Here is a 14,936-nt window from a genome sequence, read left to right on the forward strand (position 1 = left end):
TCAGTCTCATTAGTCTAAGTAAACGTCCATTCTTGAAATTTCCCCATTACGGACAGCTTTTGCATACAATTCTGGCAAGTGTGTGCCTTCAACCGTGACCTCTTCACCATTTAGGTGGAGCACATATCTAACTGTCCTGGCACCATCCATTCCGAATGTGTTTCTTCTTGTTGGATTATGGTAGGTTACCTGAGTCTTGCCCAGTAATGTAAACTGCACATTTCCCTCTTCACCAAAAAGCCATGATGGCAATATTGGCTGCAGGCTTAATGTAAGGGCTTCTTCTTTGATTGCAAAAACCTCTTTGCCCATCATCATCGTTTGCCAGATGCTTAAAAATTCTGCCGTTGTCCCGCTTAACCTGGCGACAAAACCCTGACCATGCACGCCTTCATCCGGATTTACGCTGCTGGCAATAAAGGAGGAGTTTTCAAGAATACTCCTGCCGTACACTTCCGCATCCATGAATGGCGGCAGAGCAGAGTTCAAATCCTCATAAAACTCTTCATATAACCCTGACTTCAGGACACTGAGCAGATATTTGAATTCCATATGCATGAAGATGGATTCTCGCTCCAACCAGCCTGGAGTAAATGCCCTCGCTCGACCGATTTCATAAGTTTGCTCTTCCAGTGACCCAGATGTTTTATACATTTTTAGTTTTGGATCATAGATCTCAGAGTTCCTAACATTCTGATACGTCGAACGGGCTTTTTCTGCATCAGCACTCTTCAATTCCCTTGCTGGTCCTTCAAGGAAATGTGGCAGCACAGACACCTTGAATTCGTTGACCTTAACGAACGGAAGTCCTTTTTTGCTCAAATGTTCGTTCCCGTTCACATCAACAATCTTTTCCCAGTTCACAGCTTCAAAGAAGAAATAGGTTGGAATCAGTCCCTCGCCAAGCTCTGTCGCTTTTTCTATTCCTGCCTTTGTCTTCAAAAGCATTTGCCTTGCATACCCTGTCAGCTTTTGTAACGGGATATTCTTTTCCGTCCCTTCAAAGCCGTTCTTCACTTCTTCGCGGTACTTCTCACGAGCAGTCGATACACGATTCCAGTAGTTGTAATCGTTCAGCTCGCCATTTTCAAACAGAACAAGATTTGACTGAACAGACTCAACAAGTTCAGATACCTCTACAGGCAGTGCAATCTCAATTTCTCCACTTTCTCCGGAGGCAATGACAAAGTCAAGGAGACGCTTAAGTTCCAATGCCTCACTCATGGCTGAACCGAATAATCCAGGAAGACCATTCATTGAATCATTCCACCCTGGCTTATTTGCTTCCATTTCCACACCCATACCATAAGGGTCCAATGTAGAAAACTTCAGCAGTGCCAGTGAGAAAAGTTTGCTGTAAAGGTTCGATGTATAAAATTCTCCCCCAGATGTAGTCACCCAGTTTGAGCCTTGCTGATGCCCGAATTCTGTAATGGCCTCATACTGGCGAACCTTGCCGTTTGCCAGGACATATTTTTCAGAACGAGGGTTCACAAATACAGGGCTGTGGAAATATTTATAGCTTGCATCATCAAATAAGAGCCCAGTTTTGTTTTCCGGGTAGACCTTCAAGTAGTTTTCAATCAAGTCAAGATTGTACGTCCAGTGATCCATCCAGAAGCCTTCTCCAAACTCGGCTTCAATGTTTTGACTGCTCCTGGAAAGGAGATTTTTAAGGAATTCCGGAAGTGATACTTTCAAGTCAATCTCGCTGTCTGAAATAGTTTGAAGCAAATCACCTGGTGTAAAAGTTCCGCTTAGCTTCTTCTTGATGAATTCGGTGCCCGTTTCATCTGACACAAGTTCATTCAGCCAAGAAAAGTCGGATTGATCCTTTAGTTCAAAGCTTGCACCTTTTACCACAAGCGGATTATATCCATCTGCCTGAATCAGGCTCATGAATAGCTTGATATTGTAATCTCCGGTTTCCGGATGGAAAAACACATCATTCCGTCGGTTTTGGTTCACATCCCGGAAGTTTCCGTTGCCCTGGTAAAAGAATTCAGGGGCAAGCGAGAAAAAGTTATAATCCCTCTCCAGATCTCCATGCTTGCGGGAAAATACATAATAAGTGAACGGTGATGCCTCAGTTTCCAGGCTAATTGGATATCCTCCGCGGAGAACATTATCGAGGTAGCTTTGGTTAACATAAGCATCAAATAGCGGTGAAGCCGTTTTTGTCTGTACATCCTTCGTAATCCCGGTTACAAGACTTTGGGCTTCTTCATATTTTCTCTCCATATATCCGTTCGCCATTATTTCTGCTGCTTTTTCATTGATGATTTCAATATCCTTCACATGGCCAACCAGCGTATGGAAGGATATTTTTTTGCCTTTGCCAAGCAATCCGCTTACACCAGAAAAGCCACAAGGAACTTTATTGGATGTAACTGGCGCGGCACTTAAGATTTCTTCAACTGATTTACCTTCAAACTCATCAGGAAAGGAGAGTGAACTGTTAGACCCGAAAACGAGGTCGGCATCCACAATTGGCGAAATCAATTGACCCTCATCTGTAAAACTCAAGTAAAAATGGCCCTTCGAAACCTCTTCAACTTCCGCTGAGTCATTCGTTGATGAACGGACTCTATAATATGGAATGCGGTTTTCAAGATTGAATACATCCATCCAACTTTTCAGCGTATTTCCAACCGCTTTGTAGGCTGCATCATCAATGCCAAACGGAATGATCGCTGGCAGTCCATCAAGCAGCTCCAGGTTCATTGATTCTTCAGAAAGATTTTCAACTTCAACCTTTCTCACCAAAGCACCGAAGTTCTCGTTCGACAATGTGAAATACGTAATAAGTGTCTTCAATCCATATCGGTGATTGATTTCCTCAATTTTCAGCTCATTTTCTTTTATATACATCCTTCTCGTTCGTTCTTTCTTGCTTCCAAATGACGAGAAAGGTTCAACAATGGTATTCCCATCCACTTTTATAAATGTGCGGAAACCATTGGCTGCTACACGCTGATATGCCTGGTTTGCCGGGAAGAACTCTGTAATGGCATGATTTTTATCCTGGACGCCGAAGCTGACCATGGCCTGTCCACGGTTTACGTAAAAAGCCCAAATCGGAATCCCGTATAATCCTGCTAAACCAGGAAGGAAGCTCGAGAAAGTTTTTGCCTGATCGAATTCTTCAATTACAAGGTATTGATTTTCATCAAATCGGTATTTTTCCATCATTATCACTCCGAAGGTATAGGATTTAAATTGAACGTTCCTTGATGATTTCGGCATAGCGGTAACCACTGTCTTTTAAGATTCTCTCCTGTGTTTCGAAGTCGACATAGGTAATACCGAAACGTTTTTCATAACCAAATGCCCATTCAAAGTTATCGAGAAGGGACCATTGATAGTAGCCGGCGATGTTCATATCCTCTTCATTCAGTTCGGCAACAGCTCTAATATGCTGTTCAATATAATTTTGTCGCTCTGGATCATGGACTGTATTGTCTTCTGAAACCTGATCATCGAAGGCAGCGCCATTTTCAGTGATATAGATTGGCAGTTTCGTATATTCCTGGCGCAGACGGCGGATTAAATCCTTAAACTCCACAGGAGAGATATCCCATCCCATCCCTGTTTTTGGATAGTCCGAGTAAGCGCTTGTATAAAGGAAATCCGATGCAGCGTTGAATTTAACCAGACTGCGGTTGTAAAAGTTAATCCCAAAGAAATCACACTCAATCGAAATCTTTTCCAAATCACCTTCCTGGATAAAATCAAAAGAGTGGACGTATTTGGAGAATAAGTTCATCATATCGACCGGGTAAGACCCTTTTAATACAGGATCAAGGAACCAGCGGTTTGTATAGCCATCGGCATTATTAGCTGCCAATCGATCATTTGCTGAATTGCTTGCAGGGTACATCGGTGACAGATTCAGTGTTATGCCGACAGGTGTTGAAGAGGCAAACTTGCCTTTCAACAGGGACACTGCCTCACCATGGGACAGAAGAATATGGTGGACCGCTTTTAATGCTTCCTCCATATTTGTATGTCCTGGGGCATGTACACCCTGATGGTAACCGAGGAATCCTGCGCACCATGGCTCATTATGGGTAATCCACATTTCCACACGCTCATCAAGTTCCTCGAAGCATTTCTCTGCGTACTCCATGAACCAATTTACAGATTCTCTGTTTGTCCAGCCGCCCTGCTCATGGGCCCACATTGGCAAATCCCAATGGTAAAGCGTGACCGCGGGCTTGATTCCATTTTCGATCAAGCGTGTAATAAGGTTTTTGTAAAAGTTCATTCCAGCTTCGTTATACTTTCCTTGCTCTGGAAAAATCCTTGGCCATGCAATAGAGAAACGATAAGAATCCACACCAAGCGTTTTTAAGATTTCAATATCCTTCTCATATAAATGGTAATGGTCACAAGCGATATCCCCGTTATCCATATTGAAGACATTGCCGGGAGTCCGGGAAAACGTATCCCATATGGAAAGGCTCCTGCCGTCTTCTTTATACGCCCCTTCAATCTGATAGGAAGATGTTGCTGTGCCAAAAATAAAATCTCTTGAAAATCTAGTCATCTATTTCTCACCTCAAATGATATTAGTCTTCTCTCTTATAAACTTTGATGTAATCAATTGTCATCCGCTGTGGGAACTGGGTTGTTTCATCAGGGTATCCCGGCCATTTCCCCCCGACAGCAAGATTCAGCTGGAGGTAAAACTCACGGTCAAATGGGGCAAACCCAGCTTGCTGTTCCTCTGATCCCGGAGCCTTGCTGAACCATTCAGTCTGCCTTGCATACAGGAAATCATCTACATACCATCTGAATTCTCCTGGTTCCCAATCAAGGGTGAAAACATGAAAGTCATCGGAGAACTTTTTACCTTCAGGAAGCGTATAGTTGTCTCCTGTATATGTGTGAGGCATGCCATAATGAAGCGTTCCATAAACCGTACCTGGTTGATGGCCAATCAGCTCCATGATGTCAATTTCCCCGCAGGCTGGCCATCCAGTATACTTTTCCATATCCTCTGGCATCATCCAGATAGCAGGCCAGATTCCCTGACCTTCCGGCAATTTAGCCCGAAAAGAAAATCGCCCGTATTTCCAGGCAACCTTGCCTCTGGTCGTCAATTTCGCGGATGTATAATCCATCCCTTTATACTCCTCATTCCTGGCCTCAAGCACCAGCATGCCATTCTCGATTCGCGCGTTTTCTTTCCGTCTTGTATAGTACTGGGATTCTTCATTCCCGAAACCAGTGCCAGCCTCAACAAAATTCCATTTCTTTTCATCTATCTCAGAAAGATTAAAGTTCTCTTCCCAAACTAACTTCCACTCCGCTTCAGAATTTGAAAGCGTCATCATTTCTTTGCTTAATTTGCCCTGATTTTTTGACTCCACCAAAACCGCCCCTTTCTGAAAAAACTCGTTGCTGCGAACAAAATATATCTCAATTCCTATTCTACCTTTGCCAGTCCTGCATCTTGAGATAGAGAATTTTGTTTAGGGTGACAATATTTTAGAAGACCGTAAAATCATTTGAAAACACTTCCAAAATACGTTAAAACAGTTGAAGATAAATTGGGTTTTAAGTGCATCATTATATAAAAGGTGGTGAAAATGAATTGGGAGATACTTCGGACAATATGAAGCCGCACTAGCGAGATTTTGTCCGAACTTGGGGGGACTTCGGACAAATTCCTGATGCACCGACGAGATTTTGTCCGAACCTGAGCGGACTTCGGACAAATTGGTGATGCTCCGGCATGATTTTGTCCGAACTTGTGGTTACTTCAGACAAATTGTAGCTGCTCCGGCATGATTTTGTCCGAACCTGAGGGGACTTCAGACAAATTGTAGCTGCACCTGCAAGATTTTGTCCGAACCTGGGGGGACTTCGGACAAATTGTAGCTGCTCCGGCATGATTTTGTCCGAACCTGAGCGGACTTCGGACAAATTGATGACTCACCAGCGAGATTTTGTCCGAACCTGGGGGGACTTCGGACAAATTGTAGCTGCTCCGGCATGATTTTGTCCGAACCTGAGCGGACTTCGGACAAATTGATGACTCACCAGCGAGATTTTGTCCGAACCTGGTGTGACTTCGGACAAATTGTTGATGCACCGACGAGATTTTGTCCGAACCTGGGGTGACTTCGGACAAATTGTAGCTGCTCCGGCATGATTTTGTCCGAACCTGAGCGGACTTCGGACAAATTGATGACTCACCAGCGAGATTTTGTCCGAACCTGAGGGGACTTCGAACAAATCAAAGCTGCTCCGGCGAGCTTTTGTCCGCTCCTGAGGTTACCTTTACCTTTGAGATGACAAAATTTCGTACCTATTACTGATTGAGCATTCTTTTATAGCGCTTCAATTTGTCCGCATCAATAACTTAAAAAACAGAAAAAAGAGAGCCAATTCAGCCCTCTTCATCCATTCATTTCCCGATATTCTTTTGGAGAAATCCCTTCAACATCCCGGAACACCCTTGCAAATTGTTTAGGGTTTTTGTATCCAACCATCTCGCTGATCTCCAGTATTTTAAAATCTGTTTCTTTCAGCAGCCGCTTTGCACTTTCTACTCTGACCATTTTCAAGTAGTCAACGAAGTTTTGTCCAATATACTCCTTGAACATATGGCTGAAATAGGAATAATTCAATGAAATGTAATTAGCGACTACGGCTAAATTCAAATCCTTATGATAATTTTCCCTAATATACGCAATTGCCCGGTCCATGTACTTTTGCTCTGAATACACAGCTTTTACCTGTTTATTGTATTCATGGATTCTCATCAGCAAATCCTCGAGGGCATGGAAGTATTCATGGAAGTTGTCAAAGTTATAGATATTGTCGATCTTATTTAAAAGCTCGAACGTTACAAGAGATTCTTCCCCCAACCTCTTGAAAAAGCCTTTGAAGATCGTCTCATTGATTTCCTCGTTAAGGTTTTCAAGATAATCGATGCTGCTGTGGGCAATGACATCAAAATCCATAACCTGCCTAAGGTTATCTTTAATTTCCTTTTCCCGTTCAGTCCCCAGCATATTGGAAATTTTATTGATCAAGTCTGCCGGGAGAGAGGCTACTTCTGGTTTCTCCTTAACATTCTCATATAAAATGATCTGACGACGCGGATAAAGGAAATGATACTTGATCGCTGTGGCTGCCTGACCATAAGTTTTTTTAAACTCTCTTATATCCTGCGCCTTTTCGCTAATGCCAATGGTAAAAATCGAATGTCTGTCCCTGCCAAGCTGTTCTTTCAGAATCGAGAATTGCTCAAAGTCTGCTGAAATTATTGTCACTCGGCCGTCTTTATCAAGGAATGGAATGCTGTCACTGCTTGAATTGAGCAGCTGATTGATCTTATTAAGAAAATCTTCTCCATCTATATCTCCATCCACCTGAATGATTCCCACATAGTATCCATCCGGATATGATTCGATTTTCATTTTCTTATAAAGATCTTCTACATCTTCCTGTTGAATATTAGGATTAAGCAAAATGTAATTCAGCTGACTGGCACGGTAGTCATCCATATGCTGGTAGGTCATTTTATGGCTGTTTTCCAGTTCTTCTATGATGGTATTCAAGGTTTTGAATAGCTCTGTCCGGTTTACCGGCTTCAATAAGTAATCCTTTACCTGATGTTTAATCGCTTCCTTGGCATACGTGAAATCATCGTATCCGCTGAGTATCACGATCGATGTTTTCATGTCTTCTTGCTGTTGGAGCTCTTTGATTAATTGAATACCATCCATCCTTGGCATTTTAATATCAGTGATCACGATATCCGGTTTATTTTTCAAAACACCCTCAAGGGCTTCCTGTCCATCTGATGCAATGAATGTTTCAAAATCTGGATATTCCCGCTTGATCATTGCCTGTATACCCAATCGGATATTTTTCTCATCGTCAGCTATAAGAACTTTATACACTTTGGCTGCCTCCTTTCATGATTTTACAAGGCATTTTTATCGTTACCATCGTGAATTCGCCTTTCTCACTTGTCACAAACACTCCATACTCCGTTCCATAGTAAAGCTGGATTCTCTCATTCACATTGTGAATACCTATGCCGTTTCCACCTTTAGAACCGGGATTTTGAGTTTTCGTGCCTGTTTGAATGGATAAGTTGAGCGATTCACACTCCTCTTTTGTCATTCCCACACCGTTATCTTTTATCTCTATGATGATATAGTCCTCTGAACATCTCCCATTCACCTGCAGGATGCCTTCATTTTTCTGGTCGTTTGGAATGATTCCATGTTTAATTGCATTCTCAATGATAGGCTGCAGTGACATTTTCAGAACTTCCTGATCATGTAATTCATGGGGGACATCAATATTCAAGGTTAGTAATCCATCCAAACGCAAATTCATAATGTCTACATAGTTCTTTATATAATTCAACTCTTCATCAAGCACTACAAAGTCATTCTTCCATTTAAGATTGTAGCGCATCATTTCACCAAGGGAGGTGACGGCATCAGAAATAGGGTACTGCCCTTCAATTTCTGCCATCATCTTGATGTTTTCCAATGTGTTGTAAAGAAAATGCGAGTCAATTTGGGTTTTCAGAGCCTTTAATTCTGTTTCTTTAGCAGTCGCCTGCTTATTGACAGCTTCGGCGATCAATCCATTCATTTTACCAAGAAGACTTTTAAAATGGAATGCAAGCTCCGAAATCTCATCTTGCCCATCAATCTCAACATCTACAGAAAAGTCTCCTTGTTCTACCTGCTTCATTGAATCCTTCAATTTGTACATTTTTTTCAGGAGCAATAAAACCAATACGTAGGTAACAAAAGAAAGAATAATTACAAGAAAGATAATTCCGCTAAAAATGACATTCCTAGTCTTGGCAGTTTCAGCATAAAGTCCTTCAAGGGAAATGACATTCAGCAGGTATGCATCCAAATCATCAATATAGGCAGTGATGACCAGGTACGGAGTTTCATTGTTTTCAAATTGAAAACTGCCAGTGCCTTCATGCTTTGATTTGTTGAATTTAAGTTTGAGATCTTCAGTGTCAATACCCTCATCTTCAAAATAGGTGTGATGGAAATTCCTGATCATGTTGTTATCCTTATCGATGACCACATAGACCGAATCAGGGTCCTGCACCGTTCCGAACATCTTAGGGAAAAAGTTTTTAAGAAACATATTGATTTCAATGATGCCCAAATGTTCATCCTTTGGATAATCCAATTCCCGCAACAATGAAATTTTCGCTGTGTTTTGCGATGGAAGCCGTTCAAGGACATCTTCGGTCTGCTGATCGAACCACCATACCTCCATCCCATTCCTGTTGATGACCTCTTCTCTCCATGGCTTTTCCATGATTCGATCTTCTTTAAAAAGTATCGGCCACATCTCGGTTATATATGGATTGGTGGTATACAGTCGGATGTTTTCAATAGCTGGGTTATTAGCCTGCAGCCTGGTCACATTCGACAACTCGTTCATCCTGAAATCAATTAACTGATCAATATTTGCTTCGCTCCTGCTTTTAACAAAGTCTATAAATTCTATATCCGACACGACCATTTGTGCCGTTCGTCTCATCGATTCAATATTGTTTTTTATATGGATTTTCTCGATTTCAAGAGCATTTTCACTTTTAATCCTGATTTCATTGATCGCCCTGTCATACACGTTGCTGGAATAAATAGAAATGAAAATGATAATAGGAATAATGATAATAATGATATATAAGGCAATCAGCTTTTGCTGCAGGGAAAGTCGATTCAACCATGATGCAGCTTTGTTAACTGTTTTTTGAAAATCCATATTCTCACATCCATTGTTTGTACGCATATAAAAAATTATAAATGATATTCAGTATTATTATTGTGGTAATGTGTTTCAATTTAATGAAGTTAATTTTGTGTAATCAACCATAGTGGTTCTTGCCTGTATGCAAAAAGAGGAATAGACTGCCCCCTCAAGAAATTTAATTCAAGAAGGAACAGTCTTTCCATAGTTATTTATTTTGCTGCATCAAGTTTCTCTTTGTTCTTTTCATAGATTTCCTGCTGATACTTTTCAACTTTTTCATAGCCGAAAGAATCACGTTTCTTCAGGAATCCTTCAAAGATTTTATCGAACTCTTTATCAGATTTAGCAAGGAGAAGCTTAGGTAGTGTTTTGCCCCATTCCTGTGCAATCTTGCTTGCTGCTACACCTTCTGCAGAAGTTCCAGTTGGGCTGATGCCATCAAACTCTGCATAGCTGACTGTCTTTCCTTTTGTCCAGTCTTCCATCTGCTTGAACGGCTCTGATGCAGGCGGTGCCCAAGCAAGGCTCATGTTTGTATCCATCAGCATCCAGTACTTGAATGAAGCTCCATACTGCTGGTCAAATGCTGCGCGGTCTTTGTTCAATAGATCTAGAACCTCTGGCTTGAATTCAGGCTTACCGTTCACCATATCATACGTTTCGCCCTCTTTACCCATGTAAAGGTCCATTTGTCCTTCTTCACTGATCATGTAAGTCAGGAATTGAATCGCTCTTTCTTTGTCTTTTACATCCTTAGAAATCAAAGTCACTGTCCAGCCTGAGATGCTGTCACCTGCTAATGCAGGGCCGTCTCCGTTAGAGTTCGCTGGTCCATCTACTGCGATATACACTGAATTAGGATCTTTTGCATACAATGCGTGCTGTTGCGCTGCAAGGTCACTGCGCTGGTAAAGCATCGCGAAGTAACGGCCTTGTGAAATTTTCTCCTCCATTTGTGGACGCTTATCGATAAAGATATCCTTCGCAAGAAGTCCTTTGTCGTTTGCTTCTCTGAAAGTCTTTAACCATGCAAGATATTCAGGATCCTGGCTGCGGTCATAAACCTTTCCGTCTTTCTCCATTGGAATAGAAAGGAAGTTCTGCAAGTATCCTTCTAATGAAGTGTTTCCTACATCAGTAAATTCATTCAATCCGAATGGAATCAATGGTGCTCCATTCACTTCAGGGAATTTCTTCTTAGCCTCTTCAAGAGCCTTCAAGAATCCTTCAGGAGTGCTCATATCTGGGCTGCCAATTGCCTCATACATATCTTTTCTAACAAGGAAAGTCTGGTTAGAAGGCTTAAGGTCTTTATATTTGTCAAAATCCTTTGGTGATGAAGAAGCATTTGGATATCCATAAGTGTTGCCATCTTCTTGTTTATACCATTCGATCTTTGCTCCATCTGCTACTTTATAAAAATATGGATCATATTGATCTGCAAGTTCATTTAATGGAAGGACAAGTTCGCCTTCGATCATTTTCTTGACTGCATCTTCCCACCAGCCAATTGTGATGAAATCCGGAAGTTTACCAGAAGCAATCATCGTGTTCATTTTTTCCGCTTCGTTTCCTGCTGGTGAGATAAAGTTAACTGACACACCAGTTTTATCCGTTACATATTTGGAAACAGCATCGTCGCCCCATTTATGCGCGAACCAGGAAAAGTTAACGTACCAATCAAACGTAATTGGATCCTTATTACCTTGCCAGCCAGGAGCATCAGCCGTCGCTTTTGGTTTATCCGCGTCCTTTTCATCGGAAGCGTTTTCATTTGTCTTGCTGGAACAGCCTGAAAATAGTGCTAAAACCAATGATAGTACAAGCAATAATGAAAAGCCTTTGGAAAAGAATTTTCTCCTCATTTTTTGACCCTCTCTCTTTTTTGTTATTTTGGGCCACATTATTTAATGTATACTGCTTTAAAAAGGAGGGAAAGACTTTTTGGCTAACTTCCAGCCTTTCCCACACTTGCGAAGGGGGTATCCTTCATGAATAAAGCACGTCATTCAATAATGAAGCCTGGATTATTTAAAATTTCTTCAATGAAGAAAAATTTAAATCGAAGTTTAGTAGATCAACCTTTTACTGATCCAATCAACATTCCTTTTACAAAGTACTTTTGCAGGAATGGATAGACTAACATGATTGGAAGTGTTGTAACAACCATCGTTGCCAATTTGATAGACTGGGATGTTACCGTCTTCGTGGCAATCGATCCTGCTGCGTTCGTCATCATCTGGTTGGAACTCGACTCAGCAACAACCTTGTATAAATACGTCTGGATTGGCTGCAGGTCAGGATTATTCACAAAGATGACTCCGGCAAAGTAGTCGTTCCACTGGTATACTCCCTGGAACAATGCAATGGTTGCAATAACCGGCATTGAAAGTGGGATGATTACTTTTATAAAAATCATGAAGTCATTTGCTCCATCTATTTTTGCTGCCTCCTCCAGAGAAGTTGGCAATTCTCTAAAGAAGGATACAAAGATGATTAGATGGAAGAAGTTGAACATTGTTGGGATGATATATACAAGGAAGTTATCAAACAATCCTAGATCCCTGATCAATAGGAAGTAAGGAATCAATCCACCGCTGAAAAACATTGTGATGACACCAACCAGCATGTAGAAGTTCCTGCCGTATAGGTCCCGTCTCGAAATGGCATAAGCAACCATCGCTGTAAAGAATACGTGTGTGATTGTTCCGATAACCGTTTTGGCAATTGTTACGCCAAATGATGTGACAATACCCGGTGTTTCAAAAACAGCCTTGTAGTTTTCTAAAGTAAACTCTCGGGGCCACCAGTAAATCCCGCCCCTCATGGCGTCCACACCATCATTCAATGAATTGACGAGTACATACCAGATTGGGTAGATCGTAATGGCACAGATAAAGAGCATGATTAGAATGTTAATGTTGTCAAAGATGTATTCGCTTGTTGTTCGCCGGTTCCGTTTAAAAAGCTTAAACACAACCTCACCCCCTTAGAATAAAGATGTTCCATTCAGTTTCTTTACAATCTTGTTAGCAGACAGGAGCAAGATGAAGGCAATGATTGCTTTCAATAAACCAACAGCTGTTGCGTATGAGTAACGGGCATTTTGCAGACCCATCTGGTAAACGTAAATATCAATTACATTACTGGCGCTTTCATTCAATGAGTTACGAAGGATCAAGATCTGGTCGAAGTTTGAATTCAAGACACCGCTTACAGCAAGGATGAAAAGAATTGTGATTGTCGGGCGAATTGATGGCAATGTAACATGCCACATCTTTTGGAAACGATTTGCACCGTCAATCGTTGATGACTCGTATAGCTCTGGTGAAACACCAGCAATTGCTGCAAGATAAATGATTGCTGACCATCCAAGTTCTTTCCATATATCTGAAAGAATGACGATTGCCCAGAAGTTATCAGGTTCTGCAAGGAAGTTCGTACGTTCACTAATCAAGCCTAAACCTAGCAAAATATCATTTAAGACACCGATATCTGCGAGCCAAGTTGTCAAAATCCCTCCAAGCACAACCCATGAAATGAAGTGCGGTAAGTAAGAGATCGTTTGAACCGCTTTCTTAAGCTTCATTGATGTAAGTTCATTAAGCAAAAGAGCAAAAATGATTGGAAGCGGGAAACCGATGATTAATTTAATCAAACTGATGCCGAGAGTGTTTTTCAGGACGATCCAGAAATTCTCATCCTGGAAGAATTCCTTAAACTGCATCAATCCTACCCATGGCGCTTCTGAGATTGTCTTGATGATGCTGTATTCCTTAAAAGCAATGATCAATCCGTACATTGGGATATAGTTAAAGATGAACATCCAAACTACACCGAGAAGGGCCATCACCTGCAAATACTTTTGAGAAATGATTGTCTTTTTAATTTTTTTGTATTTTTCTTTTTTTGTTGGCTCTACCATTATGGTGTCACTGACTTGTTGTTCGACTGGCTGTTGAATCTTGACTTCCATTTCTTCACCACCTTAGTTGCTGTTGTCTTAACTTGTACCTTTATCATAAAAAAAAGGGCTTACATTTATAAGCCATCGAATTTTGCTTATGGTACCAATTTTTTAGTTTTAGGTTTATAGAACAAAATATTGATACCATCATGTTGTTATCGTTTTCATGAAAGTGGATGTTGGAGATGATTACGGAAACTCCAGGATTAACAAAAAAGCAGGCTCGCAGTCCTTTTTAATGGATCAGAAACCTCAAGGTTGGATTTTCATATCGAAAAAGGATACTCTAATCGTAGGCTTTTTAAATCGATGTCATGGGAAAGGATTATATTATGATTGCGAAAACAGAAGAAGATTTTAACGGCTTGAAAGAAATTGGCAGGATTGTCGGCTTGATACGGGAAGAGTTAGTCGGGAAGACTGCACCAGGTGTCACCACAAAGGAGCTTGATGAAATCGCGGGCAGGCTTTTTGAGGAGCATGGGGCGATTTCAGCACCGAAGGGAGAATACAATTTCCCCGGCTATACATGTATAAGTGTTAACGAAGAGGTGGCCCATGGTATTCCAGGCAGCCGTGTGATCAAAGAAGGAGATATTGTTAATATCGATGTTTCCGGCTCTAAAAATGGTTATTTCGCCGACACTGGAATCTCGTTTGTCGTTGGAGAGGGTGATCCTATTTTAACCAAGATATGCGAAACAGCTGTCGAGGCCTTTGAAGCAGGTTTGAAAAAAGCAAAACCTGGTTCAAAGAAAAGCGGATTAGGAAAGGCAGTTATGGCGACTGCGAGAAAGAATGGCCTGACTGTGATCAAAAATCTTACCGGACATGGAATCGGCCGAACAATCCATGAAGCACCCGATCACATCTACAACTATCATGAGCCATGGGATGATGAGCTCTTAAAAGAAGGAATGGTCATCGCTTTTGAGCCATTCATCTCAACTCGTGAGGAAGAAGTCTTTCAAAATGATAATGACGAATGGACCTATGTAACAGAAAACAGCTTTGTCGCTCAATGTGAGCATACGATCATCCTTACGAAGAATGGGCCGATTGTGATTACCAGATAGAGTTCACTTTTCTAGATTGAAACCCTTGCGTAACCGCAAGGGTTCCTTTTTATGCTCCGAAGTCAGCTATCCTTATTGAGAGCCAGTCTGGCCATTAAATATAACTAACTCAAAAAATTGAACAGAAGCAA

At 41.4% G+C, this 14,936-nt stretch carries 9 protein-coding genes; 1 reads left to right on the top strand and 8 read right to left on the bottom strand.

What is annotated here, in order from left to right; translation table 11 throughout:
• Positions 1 to 9 precede the first annotated feature (9 nt).
• The 8 genes from CD004_RS18135 to CD004_RS18170 form a co-directional block, all read right to left on the bottom strand.
• On the bottom strand, positions 10 to 3,192 hold the full coding sequence (locus CD004_RS18135) for a cellobiose phosphorylase (protein ID WP_324782128.1): 3,183 nt from the start codon (positions 3,190 to 3,192) through the stop codon (positions 10 to 12).
• Positions 3,193 to 3,214: 22 nt separating this feature from the next.
• Positions 3,215 to 4,549 (bottom strand): GH1 family beta-glucosidase, encoded by a 1,335-nt coding sequence (locus CD004_RS18140; protein WP_102264026.1) that lies wholly within the window; start codon positions 4,547 to 4,549, stop codon positions 3,215 to 3,217.
• A 22-nt stretch (positions 4,550 to 4,571) separates the two neighbouring features.
• The gene (locus CD004_RS18145) at positions 4,572 to 5,375 is read right to left on the bottom strand and encodes a glycoside hydrolase family 16 protein (protein ID WP_218973327.1); all 804 of its coding nucleotides are present in this window, start codon (positions 5,373 to 5,375) and stop codon (positions 4,572 to 4,574) included.
• Positions 5,376 to 6,407: 1,032 nt separating this feature from the next.
• A complete protein-coding gene (locus tag CD004_RS18150) occupies positions 6,408 to 7,919 on the bottom strand; it encodes a response regulator (protein WP_102264027.1) in 1,512 nt (503 codons plus the stop codon).
• Positions 7,912 to 9,774: a sensor histidine kinase gene (locus CD004_RS18155; protein WP_158651590.1), complete on the bottom strand. Its 1,863-nt coding sequence runs from the start codon at positions 9,772 to 9,774 to the stop codon at positions 7,912 to 7,914. Before CD004_RS18155 ends, CD004_RS18150 begins: the two co-directional genes overlap by 8 nt.
• Before the next feature lie 197 nt (positions 9,775 to 9,971).
• Positions 9,972 to 11,627: a type 2 periplasmic-binding domain-containing protein gene (locus CD004_RS18160; protein WP_102264029.1), complete on the bottom strand. Its 1,656-nt coding sequence runs from the start codon at positions 11,625 to 11,627 to the stop codon at positions 9,972 to 9,974.
• Between the two features lie 212 nt (positions 11,628 to 11,839).
• Positions 11,840 to 12,667, bottom strand: coding sequence for a carbohydrate ABC transporter permease (locus tag CD004_RS18165; RefSeq protein WP_102265158.1), 828 nt, complete (start codon positions 12,665 to 12,667; stop codon positions 11,840 to 11,842).
• Between the two features lie 84 nt (positions 12,668 to 12,751).
• A complete protein-coding gene (locus CD004_RS18170; protein WP_226679305.1) occupies positions 12,752 to 13,687 on the bottom strand; it encodes an ABC transporter permease in 936 nt (311 codons plus the stop codon).
• A gap of 374 nt (positions 13,688 to 14,061) precedes the next feature.
• Between CD004_RS18170 and map the strand changes: the two genes are divergently transcribed.
• Positions 14,062 to 14,805 carry a type I methionyl aminopeptidase gene (gene map, locus CD004_RS18175; protein WP_102264031.1) on the top strand — a complete coding sequence of 248 codons (744 nt, stop codon included), beginning with the start codon at positions 14,062 to 14,064 and terminating at the stop codon, positions 14,803 to 14,805.
• Positions 14,806 to 14,936: the final 131 nt, after the last annotated feature.

Source organism: Mesobacillus jeotgali (genome assembly GCF_002874535.1).
GTDB classification, from domain to species: domain Bacteria; phylum Bacillota; class Bacilli; order Bacillales; family Cytobacillaceae; genus Mesobacillus; species Mesobacillus jeotgali.